General features: G+C 69.4%; 13 protein-coding genes and 1 CRISPR repeat array. Of the genes, 5 read left to right on the top strand and 8 right to left on the bottom strand.

Features of this window, described 5'->3' with window-relative positions:
• Positions 1-8: 8 nt before the first annotated feature.
• The 5 genes from HL658_RS00150 to HL658_RS00130 form a co-directional block, all read right to left on the bottom strand.
• Positions 9-698, bottom strand: coding sequence for a DUF2161 family putative PD-(D/E)XK-type phosphodiesterase (locus tag HL658_RS00150; RefSeq protein WP_180279878.1), 690 nt, complete (start codon positions 696-698; stop codon positions 9-11).
• Entirely contained in the window at positions 695-2,848 is a 2,154-nt protein-coding gene (gene scpA, locus HL658_RS00145; protein ID WP_180279877.1) for a methylmalonyl-CoA mutase, read from the bottom strand. Before scpA ends, HL658_RS00150 begins: the two co-directional genes overlap by 4 nt.
• 101 nt (positions 2,849-2,949) lie before the next feature.
• Positions 2,950-3,546: a biotin transporter BioY gene (locus tag HL658_RS00140; RefSeq protein WP_180279876.1), complete on the bottom strand. Its 597-nt coding sequence runs from the start codon at positions 3,544-3,546 to the stop codon at positions 2,950-2,952.
• Between the two features lie 37 nt (positions 3,547-3,583).
• Positions 3,584-5,584 (bottom strand): acetyl-CoA carboxylase biotin carboxylase subunit, encoded by a 2,001-nt coding sequence (gene accC / locus HL658_RS00135; protein WP_180279875.1) that lies wholly within the window; start codon positions 5,582-5,584, stop codon positions 3,584-3,586.
• A 14-nt stretch (positions 5,585-5,598) separates the two neighbouring features.
• Positions 5,599-7,131: an acyl-CoA carboxylase subunit beta gene (locus HL658_RS00130; protein ID WP_180279874.1), complete on the bottom strand. Its 1,533-nt coding sequence runs from the start codon at positions 7,129-7,131 to the stop codon at positions 5,599-5,601.
• A 236-nt stretch (positions 7,132-7,367) separates the two neighbouring features.
• Between HL658_RS00130 and HL658_RS00125 the strand changes: the two genes are divergently transcribed.
• Positions 7,368-8,828 (top strand): helix-turn-helix domain-containing protein, encoded by a 1,461-nt coding sequence (locus HL658_RS00125; protein ID WP_180279873.1) that lies wholly within the window; start codon positions 7,368-7,370, stop codon positions 8,826-8,828.
• 34 nt (positions 8,829-8,862) lie between these two features.
• Here HL658_RS00125 and HL658_RS00120 read toward each other — a convergent pair whose 3' ends face one another.
• The gene (locus tag HL658_RS00120) at positions 8,863-9,684 is read right to left on the bottom strand and encodes a universal stress protein (RefSeq protein WP_196242049.1); all 822 of its coding nucleotides are present in this window, start codon (positions 9,682-9,684) and stop codon (positions 8,863-8,865) included.
• 247 nt (positions 9,685-9,931) lie between these two features.
• On the opposite strand from HL658_RS00120, the gene HL658_RS00115 reads away from it, so the two are divergent.
• Complete coding sequence (locus HL658_RS00115) at positions 9,932-10,942, top strand: NAD(P)H-quinone oxidoreductase (protein ID WP_180279872.1); 1,011 nt, start codon at positions 9,932-9,934, stop codon at positions 10,940-10,942.
• Between the two features lie 1,234 nt (positions 10,943-12,176).
• A CRISPR array of direct repeats spans positions 12,177-12,669; the repeat unit is 36 nt; unit sequence CTATCCCCGGCAGAAATGCCGGGGCCTCATTGAAGC.
• 228 nt (positions 12,670-12,897) lie between these two features.
• Here the strand turns inward: HL658_RS00115 and HL658_RS00110 are convergent.
• Together HL658_RS00110 and HL658_RS00105 are read right to left on the bottom strand one after the other, a co-directional pair.
• On the bottom strand, positions 12,898-13,290 hold the full coding sequence (locus tag HL658_RS00110) for a HEPN domain-containing protein (RefSeq protein ID WP_180279871.1): 393 nt from the start codon (positions 13,288-13,290) through the stop codon (positions 12,898-12,900).
• Positions 13,287-13,601 (bottom strand): nucleotidyltransferase domain-containing protein, encoded by a 315-nt coding sequence (locus HL658_RS00105; RefSeq protein WP_180279870.1) that lies wholly within the window; start codon positions 13,599-13,601, stop codon positions 13,287-13,289. The genes HL658_RS00110 and HL658_RS00105 overlap by 4 nt, the downstream gene beginning before the upstream one ends.
• Before the next feature lie 211 nt (positions 13,602-13,812).
• Between HL658_RS00105 and HL658_RS00100 the strand changes: the two genes are divergently transcribed.
• The 3 genes from HL658_RS00100 (at position 13,813) to HL658_RS00090 (ending at position 15,899) form a co-directional block, all read left to right on the top strand.
• Positions 13,813-14,079: a helix-turn-helix domain-containing protein gene (locus tag HL658_RS00100; RefSeq protein ID WP_180279869.1), complete on the top strand. Its 267-nt coding sequence runs from the start codon at positions 13,813-13,815 to the stop codon at positions 14,077-14,079.
• 252 nt (positions 14,080-14,331) lie between these two features.
• Positions 14,332-15,519 (top strand): c-type cytochrome, encoded by a 1,188-nt coding sequence (locus tag HL658_RS00095; RefSeq protein ID WP_180279868.1) that lies wholly within the window; start codon positions 14,332-14,334, stop codon positions 15,517-15,519.
• Entirely contained in the window at positions 15,516-15,899 is a 384-nt protein-coding gene (locus HL658_RS00090) for a c-type cytochrome (RefSeq protein WP_180279867.1), read from the top strand. Before HL658_RS00095 ends, HL658_RS00090 begins: the two co-directional genes overlap by 4 nt.
• Positions 15,900-15,901 lie beyond the last annotated feature (2 nt).

Here is a 15,901-nt window from a genome sequence, read left to right as displayed (position 1 = left end):
CTTCGGCGTCAGGGATCGAGGGCGTGGCGGAAACTGTCGAGCGCCCTCGCTCCTTCCTCCCGCAGGCGGTATGTGCCACGACCCACCCGCTCGAACCACGCGTACACGTCGCGGCGCAGGATGGTCGCGACGTCGGCCGGCGCCCCCGCAGCCCGCAGAGCCGCGAGTGTCATCGTCCCTTGTACCTGCAAGAGCCGGGCGCACCGCAGCGCGTCCTGGCGATAGGCGGTGACGATCGGCTGGCGGGTGGAACCGCCGCGATTGGGGTCCCCGACACGCCGCCGGTGCTCGCCCAACAAACGCCCCAGCCGCTTGCGGTCGCGGCGGGGCGCGTAGGGGGTGGGATCGCACAGCACGTCGACGCGATGTCCCGCCGCCCGTGCCGGGTCCACCACCAGTAACCCCACACCCAAGCGCCGGCACAGCTTGCGTATGTCCGAGTCGTACGGCGAGGGTGACGTACGCCGTCCCGGCTGCGGCACCGCCAGATACACGAGGTCCGTCACCGCAAGCCGGTTCACCCCTTGCAGCACAAGATCGAGGGTGAAGCGGCGCTTCAACTCCACGATGACCGGGGGCTCGTCTCCGCGCACGGCTAGGAGGTCGCAGCCACCGACCTCCCCCTTCACCGCATAGCCTTGCGCCTCCAGCAGATCCTTGACGGGGCCGTAGAGGTCGGTTTCAGGGCCCGTCGTCACGCTGCCAGCTTCTTACCCCGCAGGATCTGCAGGATCTCCGACGCCGCCTTCGGGATGTTGGTGCCCGGCCCATAGATGGCCGCCACGCCGGACCGGTACAGGAACTCATAATCCTGCGGCGGGATCACGCCGCCGCAGACGACCAGGATGTCGCCGGCACCCTGCTTGCGCAGCTCCTCGATCAGATGCGGCACCAGCGTCTTGTGGCCGGCGGCCTGGCTCGACACGCCGATGACGTGCACGTCGTTCTCGACCGCCTGACGGGCGGCTTCCTCCGGGGTCTGGAACAGCGGCCCGATGTCCACGTCGAAACCGATGTCGGCGAAGCTGGTGGCGATCACCTTGGCACCGCGGTCATGCCCGTCCTGCCCCATCTTGACGACGAGGATGCGCGGGCGCCGCCCCTCTTCCTCGGCGAAGCGACCGACATCGTCCTGGATCGCCTTGAAGCCGGCATCGCCCTCGTAGGCCGCGCTGTACACACCAGACACCGACCGGATGATCGCCGTGTGGCGGGTGAACACCTTCTCCAGCGCGGCGGAGATCTCGCCGACGGTGGCACGGGCGCGCGTGGCCTTCACGGCCAGATCGAGCAGGTTGCCGGACTTGTCCGCCGCCGCGGCGCTCAACGCGTCGAGCGCCGACTGGCAGGCGGCCTCGTCACGGCCGGCGCGCACGGCCTTCAGGCGGGCGATCTGCGCCTCGCGCACGGCGGTGTTGTCGATGTCGAGCACGTCCACCTTGTCGGGGTTTTCGACCCGGTACTTGTTGACGCCGACGATGACCTCCTCGCCGCGGTCGATGCGCGCCTGCCGGCGGGCGGCGGCCTCCTCGATCATCAGCTTGGGCAGGCCGCTGTCCACGGCCTTGGTCATGCCCCCCATCTCCTCCACCTTGCCGATCAGCTCCGAGGCCGCCTTGGCGAGGGAGTGGGTAAGGTGCTCGACGTAGTAGGAGCCGGCCAGGGGGTCCACGACCTTCGGAATCCCGGTCTCCTCGGCGATGATGAGCTGGGTGTTGCGGGCAATGCGGGCGGAGAAGGGGGTGGGCAGGCCCAGCGCCTCGTCGAAGCTGTTGGTGTGCAGAGACTGGGTGCCGCCGAGCACGGCCGCCATCGCCTCGACCGCGGTGCGCACGACGTTGTTGTACGGGTCCTGCTCGGTCAGCGAGACGCCCGAGGTCTGGCAGTGCGTGCGCAGCGCCAGGGAGCGCGCGTCCTTCGGCTCGAACTTCTCCTGCATCAGCTTTGCCCAGAGCAGCCGGGCGGCGCGCAGCTTGGCGATCTCCATGAAGAAGTTCATGCCGATGGCGAAGAAGAAGGACAGGCGCGGCGCGAACTTGTCCACCGCAAGCCCCTTGGACTTCGCCGCCCGCACATACTCCAGCCCGTCGGCGATGGTGAAAGCCAGCTCCTGCACCGCCGTCGCACCGGCCTCCTGCATGTGGTAGCCGGAAATGGAGATCGAGTTGAACTTCGGCATGTTGAGCGCCGTGTACTCGATGATGTCCGCGATGATCCGCATCGAGGGTTCGGGCGGGTAGATGTAGGTGTTGCGGACCATGAACTCCTTGAGGATGTCGTTCTGGATGGTGCCGCTCAGCTTGTCCTGCGACACCCCCTGCTCCTCGGCGGCCACGATGTAGCCGGCCAGCACGGGCAGCACCGCGCCGTTCATGGTCATGGAAACGGACATCTTGTCGAGCGGGATGCCGTCGAAGAGGATCTTCATGTCCTCCACGCTGTCGATGGCGACGCCGGCCTTGCCGACGTCACCGACGACGCGCGGGTGATCGCTGTCGTATCCGCGGTGGGTTGCGAGGTCGAAGGCGACGGACAGGCCCATCTGCCCCGCCTTCAGGTTCGCCTTGTAGAAGCGGTTGGACTCTTCGGCCGTGGAAAAGCCGGCGTATTGCCGGATGGTCCAGGGCCGGACCGCGTACATCGTGGCGCGCGGGCCACGGGTGAAGGGCGGGAAGCCGGGCAACTCCTCCAGCTCCAGCCCTTCCAGGTCCGCGGCGGTGTAGAGCGCCTTGACGTCGATGCCCTCGGGCGTCGTCCAGACGAGATCCTTCAAGGAGCCGTCCTTGCCGATGTCCTTCGCCGCCAGGGCTTCCCAATCGGCCAGGGTCTTCTTCGGAAAATCGGTCATGGACGCATCCTCCAAGCTCGGACTGTCAACATGGGCGGCGTTGGCCGCCCTGTCCCTTCCGGGACGGATTTATACGATCACGGACGGCTGGCCGTCCCGCGTCACGACGCCGCCGAGCGGCGCCGCACCACACGCCATGCGGCCTGCATGACGGCGGCTCCCAGCAGAGTCTTCAGCAGCGTCGCCGCCCAGAAGGGAGCGAGACCCACGGCGTACGCCTTCTCCGCCCCGAACAGCACCGACAGCCACGCCACGCCGAGTGCCAGAACCACCGCATGACCGAACGCCATGGCGGTCAGGGCTTTCACCGGGCTGCGGTCCCAGCCGCGCTCCGCCAGCCAGCCGATGAGGACAGCGGCGACGGCAAAGCCGACGAGGTAACCGGCGGTCGGCCCCATGATGTAGGTGTAGCCCGGCGCCGGACCGGCGAAGACCGGCAGCCCGGCCACGCCCTGCCCCAGATAGAACAGCACCGTGCCGCCAGCCAGACGGCTGCCGTACGCCATGCCGATGACCATCACGGCCAGGGTCTGCATGGTCATCGGCACGGGCCAGAACGGCACCTGCACCTTGGCGGACGCCGTCAACAGCAGGCTGCCGAGCACGATGCAGACGAGCGCCTGGAGAAGCCCGCCTCGCGGGGCGACGGTCGCCAGCAGCGTGGCGTTGCGGGGGGTAAGGGTCGTGGCGAGGGGCATGGCGTTTCCTCCCTTTCTCGTTCTTCGAATTGTCGGCTTACGCGAATTCCAGGATCTTCTGATCCACCGCGAGGCTGGAGCCGGGGGTGGCGTGGACCTTGGAGACGGTGCCGTCCTGCGTGGCGCGCAGGATGTTCTCCATTTTCATCGCCTCGACCACCGCCAGCACCTCGCCGGCCTTGACCTCCTGCCCCTCCGAGACCGCCAGCGACACCAGCAGGCCCGGCATCGGCGACAGCAGGAACTTGGAGAGGTCCGGTGGCGCCTTCACCGGCATCAGCGCGTCCAGCTCAGCCGCGGCTGGCGTCAGCACCTTCGCCATCGCCTGACTGCCGGAGTGGAACAGCTTGTAACCGATGCCGGTCGGATCGACCTGCACGCAGACATGGTGCCCGTCGATGGTGGCGCGGAACAGCGGCTCGCCGATCTGCCAGTCGCTCCACACGGTCATCGCCTTGCCGTTCAGCGTGACGGCGTAGCCCAGCCGCTGCGGGCTGCCGGCGACGGGGTGGACGTTCACCGGGTGGCGCTGGTCGTTCAACACCACCACCCAGTCCTCCCGCACCTTGGGCGTGAAGCCCTGCATGCGGCCGGAGATCTGGATGTTGCGATCGTTGATGCAGCGATGGATGACCGCGGCCGTGGCCACCAGGATTGCCGGGTCATCGGGCGGCAGGTCGGCAGCGTGGAAGCCGGTCGGGTATTCCTCGGCGATGAAGTTGGTGGTCAGCCGCCCCTCGACGAAGCGCGGGTGCGCCATCAGCGAGGCGAGGAACGGGATGTTGTGGCTGACGCCACGGATGTAATACTCGTCGAGCGCCTCCCGCATGCGGGCGATGGCCGCGTCGCGGGTCGAGCCCCAGGTGCAGAGCTTGGCGATCATCGGGTCGTAGAACATCGATATCTCGCCGCCCTCGAACACGCCGGTATCGACGCGGACGTGCGGATCCTCCGACGGCGGACGGTACTGGGTGAGCCGGCCGGTGGAGGGCAGGAAGTTGCGGAAGGGATCCTCCGCGTACACCCGCGCCTCGACGGCCCAGCCGTGCAGGCGCACATCCTCCTGCTTGACCGTCAGCTTCTCGCCGGCGGCGATGCGGATCATCAGCTCCACAAGGTCGAAGCCGGTGATCAGCTCGGTCACGGGATGCTCGACCTGGAGGCGGGTGTTCATTTCCAGGAAGTAGAAGTTGCGCTCCGCGTCCACGATGAACTCGACCGTGCCGGCTGACTTGTAGTCCACGGCGCGGGCGAGCGCCACGGCCTGCTCGCCCATCGCCTTGCGGGTCGCGGCGTCGAGGAATGGGCTCGGCGCCTCCTCGATGACCTTCTGGTGGCGCCGCTGGATCGAGCATTCGCGCTCGCCGAGGTAGAGGGCGGTGCCCTGCCCATCCGCCAGCACCTGGATCTCGATGTGGCGCGGCTGCTGGACATACTTCTCGACGAAGACGCGGTCGTCGGCGAAGCTGGAGCGTGCCTCGTTCTGGGCGGAGCGGAAGCCCTCGCGCGCCTCCTCGTCGTTCCAGGCCACGCGCATGCCCTTGCCGCCGCCACCGGCCGAGGCCTTGATCATCACGGGGTAGCCGATGTCCCGCGCGATGGTCACCGCCTCGCTGTCGTCGGCGATGACGCCCAGATAGCCGGGCACCGTGCTGACGCCGGCCTTCTTCGCCAGCTTCTTGGACTCGATCTTGTCGCCCATCGCCTCGATGGCGTGGGCGTCGGGGCCGATGAAGGTGATGCCGGCCGCGGCCAGCGCCTCCTGGAAGGCGCGCTTCTCGGACAGGAAGCCGTAGCCGGGATGAACCGCCTGCGCGCCGGTCTTCTTGCACGCGTCGACGATGCGGTCGATCAGCAGGTAGCTCTGAGCCGAGGGCGGCGGGCCGATGTGCACGGCCTCGTCCGCCATCTCCACGTGAAGGGCGTTGCGGTCGGCGTCGGAATAGACGGCGACGGTCTTGATGCCCATGCGGCGGGCGGTGCGGATGACGCGGCAGGCGATCTCGCCGCGGTTGGCGATGAGGATCTTGGAGAACATGGGTCGGCCTGCCTTCAGAGCGGGATGTTGTCGTGCTTGCGCCAGGGGTTGTCGAGCTGCTTGTTCTTCAGCATCGCCAACGCGTGGTTGATCCGCTTGCGTGTCCCGAACGGCATGATCACGTCGTCCAGGTAACCGCGCGAGGCCGCGACGAAGGGGTTGGCGAACTTCGACCGGTACTCCTCCGTCCGTGCCTCGATCTTGGCGGGATCGCCCATGTCCGCACGGAAGATGATCTCCACCGCGCCCTTCGGCCCCATCACCGCGATCTCCGCCGACGGCCAGGCGTAGTTGACGTCGCCGCGCAGGTGCTTGGAGGCCATCACGTCGTACGCGCCGCCGTACGCCTTGCGGGTGATCACGGTCACCTTCGGCACCGTCGCCTCGGCGTAGGCGAACAGCAGCTTGGCGCCGTGCTTGATGATGCCGCCGTACTCCTGCGCCGTGCCGGGCATGAAGCCGGGCACGTCCACGAAGGTGACGATCGGGATGTTGAAGGCGTCGCAGAAGCGCACGAAGCGCGCCGCCTTGATCGAGCTGTCGATGTCCAGGCAGCCGGCCAGCACCAGCGGCTGGTTGGCGACGAATCCCACCGTCGAGCCGTTCATGCGGCCGAAGCCGATGATGATGTTCTTGGCGTGCTCGGCCTGGAGCTCGAAGAAATCGCCTTCGTCCACGACCTTCAGGATCAGCTCCTTCATGTCGTAGGGCTTGTTGGGGTTGTCCGGCACCAGCGTGTCGAGCGAGTGGTCGTAGCGGTCCCACGGGTCCAGCGTCGGGCGGGCCGGCGGCTTCTCGCGGTTGGACGAGGGCAGGAAGTCGAAGAAGCGGCGGATCTGCAGGATCGCCTCGACGTCGTTCTCGAAGGCGAGGTCGGCGACGGAGGATTTGGTGGTGTGGGTGATGGCCCCGCCCAGCTCCTCGGCGGTGACGATCTCGTGCGTCACGGTCTTCACCACATCGGGACCGGTGACGAACATGTAGGAACTGTCCTTCACCATGAAGATGAAGTCGGTCATGGCCGGGGAATACACGGCACCGCCGGCGCACGGCCCCATGATCAGCGACACCTGCGGGATCACGCCCGACGCCATCACGTTGCGCTGGAACACCTCGGCGTAGCCGCCGAGCGAGGCCACGCCCTCCTGGATGCGCGCCCCGCCGCTGTCGTTCAGGCCGATGACCGGCGCCCCGGCCTTCACGGCCATGTCCATGATCTTGCAGATCTTCTCCGCGTGCGCCTCGGACAGCGAGCCGCCGAACACGGTGAAATCCTGGGAGAAGACGAACACCAGCCGGCCGTTGATCGTGCCGTGACCGGTGACCACGCCGTCGCCGGGGACCTTCTGCGCCTCCATGCCGAAGTCGATGCAGCGGTGCTCGACGAACATATCCAGTTCCTCGAACGACCCTTCGTCGAGCAACAGCGTCAGCCGCTCGCGCGCGGTGAGCTTGCCCTTCGAATGCTGCGCGGCGATGCGCTTCTCACCACCGCCGAGGCGGGCCGCGGCGCGCATCGATTCCAACTTGGCCAGGATTTCTTGCATCAGGCGCTTCCCACTTCTTGGTGCGGCCGCCAGGACCCGCAGGGGCCGGCGGCCACGCTCGAAACGGCGCGATTATTCACAAGATTTGCAATCGCGCAAAGGTCGCGTGGACGAAAACGTGCGAATTTGCGAACACGTTCGCGCGCGAACTCATAAAGTTGCGAGGGCTGCGAACGCCGTATGGCGACTTCCGGCCACGGTCGATGTAGGATGGCACGGACAGCACCGGTCGGACCATGCAGACGAAGAAGCTCTATCTCGGGTACAAGCTGCGGCGGCTGCGCGAGCAGCGCGGCATGACGCAGGCCACGCTGGCCAAGGCGCTGGAGCTTTCGCCCAGCTACCTGAACCAGTTGGAGAACAACCAGCGGCCGATCACCCTGCCCGTCCTGCTGCGGGTCACCGGGGTGTTCGAGGTGGACGTGACCAGCTTCGTCGAGGACGAGGAGGCGCGGCTGGTGGCGGATCTGCGGGAGGCGCTGGCCGACCCGCTGTTCACCGGCGCCCCCCTGACCACGGCGGAGCTTCGCAACGTCGTCACCGCCTCGCCGGAGCTGTCGCGGCGGATCCTCAGCCTGCACCAAGCGTACCAGAAGCTGCACGAGCGCGTACAGTCGCTGGCCGACAGCCTGTCCAGCTCCGACCGGGACGGGGCAGCGCTGGCGGGGGCGCAGTTTCCGTACGAGGAGGTGCGGGACTATTTCCACTACTGCAACAATTATGTGGGCGCCCTGGACGAGGCGGCGGAGCGGCTGTGGGAGACGGAAGCCTTCCGCCCCGCCGACCTGCTCAACGACCTGACCGCGTATCTCAAGCGCCGGCACGATGTACGCGTGCGCATCGTGACGGAGGACGGGCAGGAACCGGCCATGCGGGTCTATGACGGGGAGACGGGAACGCTCAGCCTCTCCCCCCTGCTGACCGCGGCGTCGCGGACCTTCCACCTCGCCCACCAGATCGCGCTGCTCGGTCACGCGGACATCATCGAGCGGCTGGTGGCGGACGCGCATTTCTCCAGCGAGGACGCGAAGAGCATCTGCCGGGTCGGACTGGCCAACTATTTCGCCGGGGCGCTGGTCATGCCCTACCGCGCCTTCGCGCAGGCGGCGCGTGCGCTGAAGCACGATGTCGAGCAGTTGCAGAGCCGCTTTTCCGCCAGTTTCGAGCAGGTCTGCCACCGGCTGTCGACCCTGCAGAGGCCGGGGCTGCGCGGTGTGCCCTTCTATTTCGTGCGGGTGGACATGGCCGGCAACATCACCAAGCGGCATTCGGCCACGCGATTCCATTTCGCGCGGTTCGGCGGCGCCTGCCCCTTGTGGAACGTGCACGACGCCTTCGCGCAGCCGGCCAAGATCCTGGTGCAGCACGCCCGTATGCCCGACGGCACGGCGTACATCGGGATCGCGCGTACGGTGGTGAAGCGCGGCGGGGCGTATCTGCGCCCGTCCCGCCAGTTCGCGGTGGGGCTGGGCTGCGAGGTCAGCCACGCCGGGGAGCTGGTGTACTCCGCCGGCATCGACATCGCGGACGAGCAGGCGGCCGTCCCCATCGGGGTGAACTGCCGGATCTGCGAGCGGACGGACTGCCAGCAGCGCGCCTTCCCGCCGATCGGCAGCCAGCTGTCGGTGGACGCGCACCACCGCAGCTTCGTGCCGTACCTGTTCACCCAGGCCGGGCGGGCCGAGGAGCCCGCCTGACCCGTACGCCTTCCCTCCCCCGCCCCCGCCGCCGTCAGTGCGCGAACAGCACGGGCATGGTCATCTCCCGCAGGATGTTGCGGGTGTTGCTGCCGCGCAGGCCGAAGGGGAAGCCGTAGTTGCCGTAGGCCCCCATCACCAGCAGGTCGGACGCCAGATCGGCCCCGCGGTTGAGGATCATGTTGGTGACCCCGGCCTCGTTCGGCGGCACGAGATCGACCTCCGCCGTCACCCCGTGGCTGGCGAGATGGGCGGCGATGTCCACCGGCGGCACGCGCCCCGCCACCGAGGATTCGACCGCACCGCGCAGCGACAGCACGGTCACGGCATCGGCCCCGGCCAGGAAGGGCATCGAGTCGCCCAGCGCCCGCGCCGCCTCGCGGCTGCCGTTCCACGCGACCAGCGCGCGGCGGCCGACGGTGGCGTAGGACCCCGCGGCCGGCACCACCAGCACCGGCCGGCCGCTGTTGAGGATCACCTGCTCCACCAGATCCTCCGGCACCGGGGCGTCGCCCGCCGGGTCGTACTGGCCGAACACGGCGAGGTCGGCGTAGCGGGCGCAGATCACGGTTTCCGCCACCACGTGGTTGCGCTCCCCGTGCAAGAGCTGCCACCACTCGCACGCCACCCCGGCGGCGGCGCAGGCCGCCTCGGCCGCGGCCTTGGCGGCGGCGGCCGCCTCCTCCAGCGCGGGGCCGGCGCGGCGGGCCACGATGCCGGGGCCGTAGCGGTCGGACTGCGCGAACAGCGCGGTGACGCGGGCGCCGAAGCGGGTCGCCAGTTCGGTGGCAAGCGCGAGGCGGACGGCGGTGCGCTCGCCGGAATCGAGATGGACGAGGATATGACGGATACCCATGGGCACTCCCCCTTGTCAGCCTTGTGATCGGCGTGTTGTGCGGGCCGGTTTGCGGGCCGGCCGTTCGGTGGTCCCCACCATGATGCACCATTCCCGGCCCGATGTGCGCCGGCAAAGCCGCAGCCCCGCCCCAATGGAAAAGCACCGCATGGGGGCTGGCCCGCGCCGCGCCGACAGGGTAACCAGACAGACCCGCGGCACCACCGTCAACGACCAGCGATCGAACGAACCCCAGAGGGAGGGAGACATGACCGAGATTCCGCAGCAGATGCGCCACATCCGCGCCAGCGGCCCCGGCGGGCCGGAGGTGCTGTCCCTCGACAGCATGGCGGTGCCCGCCCCGGGACCAGGCGAGATCCTGATCCGCGTCGCCGCCGCCGGGGTGAACCGGCCTGACGTGCTGCAACGCGCCGGGTCCTACCCGCCGCCCCCCGGCGCCTCCCCCGTGCTGGGGCTGGAGGCCGCGGGCACGGTGGCGGCGCTGGGCGAGGGGGTGACGCAGTGGGCGGTCGGCGACCGGGTGACGGCGCTGACCCCCGGCGGCGCCTACGCCGAGTATGTGACGGCCCCGGCCAGCAACGCCCTGCCTGTCCCCGACGGCATGGACATGGTGACCGCCGCCGCCGTGCCGGAAACCTTCTTCACCGTCTGGACCAACGTGTTCCAGCGCGGCCGGCTGCAACCCGGCGAGTGGTTCCTGGTGCATGGCGGCTCCAGCGGCATCGGCAGCACCGCCATCCAGCTTGCCCGCCAGTTCGGCGCCACCGTGGTGACGACCGCCGGCAGCGACGGGAAATGCGCCTACTGCCTCGATCTCGGCGCCCACCACGCCATCAACTACCGCACCGAGGATTGGGCGGCCAAGGTCCGCGAGCTGACGGACAAGCGCGGGGTCGACGTGATCCTCGACATGGTCGGCGGGGACTACATCGCCCAGAACATCCGCAGCCTCGCCGTGGAGGGCCGGCTGGTCAACATCGCCTTCCTCCAGGGCAGCAAGGCGGAGATCGACTTCACCCCCGTGATGATCCGCCGCCTGACCCTCACCGGCTCCACGCTGCGCCCCCGCACGCCGGAGCAGAAGGCCGCCATCGCCGCCGAGTTGCGCGAGCGGGTGTGGCCGCTGCTGTCCGCCGGCACCGTCAAGGTCCACCTGCACAGCCGCTTCCCCCTGGCCGACGCCGCCGAGGCCCACCGGCTGATGGAGACCAGCGCCCACATGGGCAAGATCGTCCTGACCGTGGACGAGACCGCCTGACGCGGAGCCCCCATGCGACATCGTGCGACGCTTTTTGGCGGGCGCGCCAGGTGTCGCACCGGGCGTGATGGGGGTTTCCGACGCCCCCTCAAGGGGTTGCGCGGAGTCGTTCGTGAGCGAACGTGCGACGGGGGTGTCGCATGGACGCCGATCACCTCTCCCCCCCGGGGAGAGGTCGGCGCGCAGCGCCGGGTGAGGGGGAATACCCTCTCCCGCCCCGGGAGAGGGTGGCCGGCGCCAGCCGGCCGGGTGAGGGTCCGCGGCGGCAACGCCGGACGAAGCCGCGGCACCGCCCCCCTCACCCCGACCCTCTCCCCGGGGGGGAGAGGGGGCGCGCGCCGCGGCCTCCCCCGCCCCCTCCATCCGCGCCCACATATCCTTCTGCCAGTCCGGCACCAGCACCGCCGGCAGCACATAGGCGTTGTTGCGCCGCAGCCGGGCCCGCGCCTCGGCGATCATGGAGTGGTATTCCCAATAGGTGCGGTAGCGGAAGTCGTCGGCCTCCTTCCACGCGTTGCGCAGCGCGTCCGGGCCGATGCCCAGCGACTCCGACACCCGACGCGGCGAGTACCCCGCCGCCAGAGCCCGCGCCGCCCGCGCCCACACCCGATCCGGCGTCCGCGACCGCGGCACCAGCCGCCCCTCCGGCGCCCGGATGGTCGGCGGGCCGGGGATGGCATCAGGACCGGATTCCGGAAGCCGGCGACCACGCTTGGCGTGCCCGGCCTCCGCGCAGGCGATGCGCGGGTCGTTGTTCAGGAACGCGATCTGCGTGAAGCTCTGGGAAAACCCCAACGCCGCCAAGCCCTGCGACCGGTCACGGGGAACAGCGCGGAGACCGCGGCGTAGTCCGGGAGCGACGGGCATGGCGGATCCTCCCGCTTGCCGGTTTCATGGACTTTAATCCTATCAACAAGTCAATCCCGGCGCAAGGCGGAGAACACCGGCCCCACCGCGTTGCGCCCCGCGCCCCGGTCTCGCGCACCACGTGCACGAGTGGGTGACAGGCTCCCACCGCCGTGATACGTTCCGCTGCCGTTCTTTTTTTCGAGCGCTCCGGTGCACGCAAAAACCCCGGCAGCGCTCGAATCCGGCGGGTCGTTGATTTTCTTGGGTTCTTTGACATCGTTGAGAACAGAACGGAACGAAATTCGGCCCGTCACGAGCCGGTTCGTCGGACCCCTCGCAAACGCGTCGATTCGTCGGCCCTTATCAGCGGCTTGGCACCCACCCTCTATCCCCGGCAGAAATGCCGGGGCCTCATTGAAGCCGTGTTGGCGTTCGCGCCCGCCATCAGCATTGGCCGCGCCTCCTATCCCCGGCAGAAATGCCGGGGCCTCATTGAAGCTCCATCCGCTTCTTCGCCTGCTCCGCCTGCCACTCGCCTATCCCCGGCAGAAATGCCGGGGCCTCATTGAAGCCGGATTTTCTGTACGTTATCCCAGTAAGCCTTGTTCCACCCACTATCCCCGGCAGAAATGCCGGGGCCTCATTGAAGCTAGTTCTTGAGCGTGGTGACGATCAGTTCGGCGATGTTGGCTATCCCCGGCAGAAATGCCGGGGCCTCATTGAAGCCCGCGCTGCTCGGCGTCGTCACCGACGAGTTGGCCCGCCGCGCTATCCCCGGCAGAAATGCCGGGGCCTCATTGAAGCATGTCGATGTCGGAGATGCCCTGGAAGGCCCGGAGGTTCCATCCCCGGCAGAAATGCCGGGGCCTCATTGAAACCGGGCTCCGTCTCCGTCGTTGTCGCGGAATGCCAGCCGCTCCCGCCCGGGCACGAGTGCCGGGATCCGGAGTGGACCGTGGCGCAGGACGGAGGGCGCGGGCTTTTGGCAACGCGCTGCCCTCACCCTCCCACGCCTTCGGCGCGGGCCCCTCCCTCTCCCGCCGGAGGCGGGCGAGGGGTTATGGGTCGGAGGGGATTGTCCGCAGAGGTCCTGCGACCCTGCACCGTCACCGTTCCGCGTCAAGAACCTTCATCACCACATCAACCACGGATCGGGCGCGGTCCAGGGCAGCCGCGGCGCGATCCGGCGGGATCTCGGCGTCCGGCCCGAGTTCGTAATCGGCCACGGCCTTTAAGCTGTAGGCCTGCGAAAGGAAGCGCCGGGATTCCGGATCGAAGGCCGGTTCGTCGCGGGACAGCCGGTGGAATTCCGCGTGCACGCCCTGATGCGACTTCGCCACCTTTCCCGTGCACTCGAAGATAAGCGCCTGGGCGGCGTGGAACGCGGCGAGGTAGGCGTTGCGGGCAGCGTCGTTGCCGAGGCCGACCGACAGGTTGCGGCGGGCGTAGTCCAGGCAGCGCGCCGCCTTCTCAAGATAGCGTTGCGCCTCCGGCGTCACAGATCCACCCCCTCCCGCCGCAGCTCGTGCATCAGCGGCGTGCGTTCCCGGTAGGCGCCGGCGCGGTAGGGCATGGCGTGGAGGAAGGCGCCGGTCTCGTCCATCAGGTCGCTGCTGATGGCGCCGAGGCGTTCGAGTTCGGCCCAGCGGTCGTCCAGGTCCTTCAGGAAGACGGCGACGTCGTAATCGGATTCGGGGCGGGCGTCGCCGCGGGCGCGGGAGCCGAACAGGACCACGCGTTCGATCCGGTCGCCGTAGGCGCGGTCGAGCGCGGCGCGGAGCTTGGGCAGGATCGGGTCGGTCATGTCCATCGGGGCGGTGTCCATGCGGGGAGTGTAGCACGGATGGGGCGGCGGTGCTTGCCGGAGCCTTGCCCTCACCCTCCCACGCCTGCGGCGCGGGTCCCTCCCTCTCCCGCCGGGGGCGGGCGAGGGGTATGCTTGGCGGCGGGGGCGTTTGGCGCGGGCTGGTGCGTCGGAGGATGACGTGGTTCGGAACATTGCCGCGGAGATTCTGGAAGGCTTGGCCGATGCCGCCGATTTTCTTGACGGCAAGCCGGCCGCGGTGCGCGTGACCGCGGTCAACATCCCGGAGCACATCGACGTCCGCGCGTTGCGTGAAGCGGTCGGGGCGACGCAGGTCGAGTTTTCCCGGCGCTTCGCCATCCCGGTGGACACCCTGCGGAAATGGGAACGCGGGGTCCGCGAGCCGGATGCCGCGGGTCGGGCCTATCTTGCGCTGATCAAGCGCGACCCGAAGGCCGTCGAGGCGTTGCTCGTCGGGCCTTGACCGACACCCGGCCAGGGTTGCGAGGGGCGTGCCGCATGGATGGGGCGGCGGTGCTTGGCCAGGCCTTGCCCTCACCCTCCCACGCCTGCGGCGCGGGTCCCTCCCTCTCCCGCCGGGGGCGGGCGAGGGGTTGGAAATTGGGGCGGTGATGGACCCCGGATGGGGGGGCTTCGGGAAACGGCGGTGTTGGTCCGCAACGGAATGGCCCCGTCCGCGTTTACCTCGTGACCGCGGCGCCGAGGACGAGGGACCATGAAAAGGACGATCATCACAGCGCTCGCCCTGCTGGCCGCCGGCGCTGTCGGTGCCCTGCTGTTCGCGTGGTCGGGCCTCTACAACGTCGCGGCCAGCCGCGAGCATTGGGCGGTCACCAACTGGGTCCTGCATTTCACGCTGCGCAACTCGGTCGAGACGCACGCGATGGCGATCCAGGCGCCGCCGCTCGACGACGAGTCCATGGTGTTCCGCGGGCTCGGCCATTACGAGGGCGGGTGCAAGCCCTGCCACGGGGCGCCGGGCGACGCCGGCAACCCCATCGTCCAGCGGATCCTGCCGCAACCGCCGAACCTGGCGGAGAGCGTCTCGGACTGGTCGGACGCCGAACTGTTCTGGATCGTCCGGAACGGGCTGAAATACGCGGGCATGCCGGCCTGGGTGGCGCCGGAGCGCGACGACGAGGTGTGGTCGGTGGTCGCCTTCCTGCGCCGCATGAGCGGCATGCCGGCCGAGGAGTATCGCCGCCTCGCCCGCAACGACACCATCTTCGACCCCGAGGCGGTGGAGCAGACCGCCGCCCTGCTGGCCCAGGCCGGGCCGGTGGGGGGAGGGCTGCTGGCCTGCGCGCGCTGCCACGGGCTGCGCGGCGAGGGCGGTGGGGCCGGCGCCTTCCCGCGGCTGGCGGGGCAGAAGGCGGAGTATCTGGAGGCGGCGATGCTGGCCTACGCCCAGGGCACCCGCCCCAGCGGCATCATGCAGCCCATCGCCGCCGAGCTGAGCGGCGAGGAGATCCGCCGCCTGTCCGACCATTACGCCGCCATGGACCCGGCCGACGGCGCGCCCCGGCCGGCGGCTGGGGATGCGGTCAGGCTGGCGCCGGATCATCGGGAGACGCTGGCGCTTGGGCGCCGCATCGCCGAGCAGGGGCTGCCCGAACAGGGCGTGCCGGCCTGCGCCTCCTGCCACGGCCCCTCGGGCCGGGCCGAGCCCGGGCAGCGGCACGCGCTCTATCCGGCGCTGGAGGGGCAGTTCGCCCCCTACCTCGTCCAGCAGCTCACGCTGTGGACACAGGGCAAACGCGGCGGCAACGCCTATTCCCGCATCATGGAGGCGGCGGTGCGCACCCTGCGGCCCGAGCAGATCGCGGCGGTCGCGGCCCACTACGCCGCGCTTCCGCCGGCCGGGGCGCAAGCCGGGACGCAGGCCGGGGAGCGGCCGCAATGAGGGCGTCGTTCCCCGGTGCCGCGCTGGCCGGTGCCGCGCTGGCCGCGCTGTGGCTGACGGGGTGCGGCGGCGATGCCGGCCCGCCGCCCGGCGCCGTCGCCGGCGACCCGGAGGCCGGGCGGACCCTGATCGGGCGGCTGGAATGCGGCACCTGCCACAGCATTCCCGGCGTGACCGGGGCGCGCGGCATCGTCGGCCCGCCGCTCGACGGCTTCGGCCGCCGCGCCTACATCGCCGGTATCCTGCCCAACCGCGCGGACACCCTCGCCCATTGGGTGCGCGCGGCACCGGAGCTGGCGCCCGCCACCGCCATGCCGGCCATGCCGATCGACGCGCGCGCGGCGCAGGACATCGCCGCCTATCTGCACACGTTGCGCTGACG

This window comes from Azospirillum oleiclasticum (assembly GCF_013423485.1).
GTDB classification, from domain to species: Bacteria; Pseudomonadota; Alphaproteobacteria; order Azospirillales; family Azospirillaceae; genus Azospirillum; species Azospirillum oleiclasticum.
The sequence above is the reverse complement of the archived record's forward strand: the minus strand, read 5'-3'. Positions and strand labels throughout refer to the sequence as shown.

Excerpts from the sequence above, each read along its gene's own strand:
- scpA (WP_180279877.1), bottom strand. The coding sequence starts at position 2,848 with ATGACCGATTTTCCGAAGAAGACCCTGGCCGATTGGGAAGCCCTGGCG.
- HL658_RS00140 (WP_180279876.1), bottom strand. The coding sequence starts at position 3,546 with ATGCCCCTCGCCACGACCCTTACCCCCCGCAACGCCACGCTGCTGGCG.
- accC (WP_180279875.1), bottom strand. The coding sequence starts at position 5,584 with ATGTTCTCCAAGATCCTCATCGCCAACCGCGGCGAGATCGCCTGCCGC.
- HL658_RS00130 (WP_180279874.1), bottom strand. The coding sequence starts at position 7,131 with ATGCAAGAAATCCTGGCCAAGTTGGAATCGATGCGCGCCGCGGCCCGC.
- HL658_RS00125 (WP_180279873.1), top strand. The coding sequence starts at position 7,368 with ATGCAGACGAAGAAGCTCTATCTCGGGTACAAGCTGCGGCGGCTGCGC.
- HL658_RS00120 (WP_196242049.1), bottom strand. The coding sequence starts at position 9,684 with ATGGGTATCCGTCATATCCTCGTCCATCTCGATTCCGGCGAGCGCACC.
- HL658_RS00115 (WP_180279872.1), top strand. The coding sequence starts at position 9,932 with ATGACCGAGATTCCGCAGCAGATGCGCCACATCCGCGCCAGCGGCCCC.
- HL658_RS00105 (WP_180279870.1), bottom strand. The coding sequence starts at position 13,601 with ATGGACATGACCGACCCGATCCTGCCCAAGCTCCGCGCCGCGCTCGAC.
- HL658_RS00095 (WP_180279868.1), top strand. The coding sequence starts at position 14,332 with ATGAAAAGGACGATCATCACAGCGCTCGCCCTGCTGGCCGCCGGCGCT.
- HL658_RS00090 (WP_180279867.1), top strand. The coding sequence starts at position 15,516 with ATGAGGGCGTCGTTCCCCGGTGCCGCGCTGGCCGGTGCCGCGCTGGCC.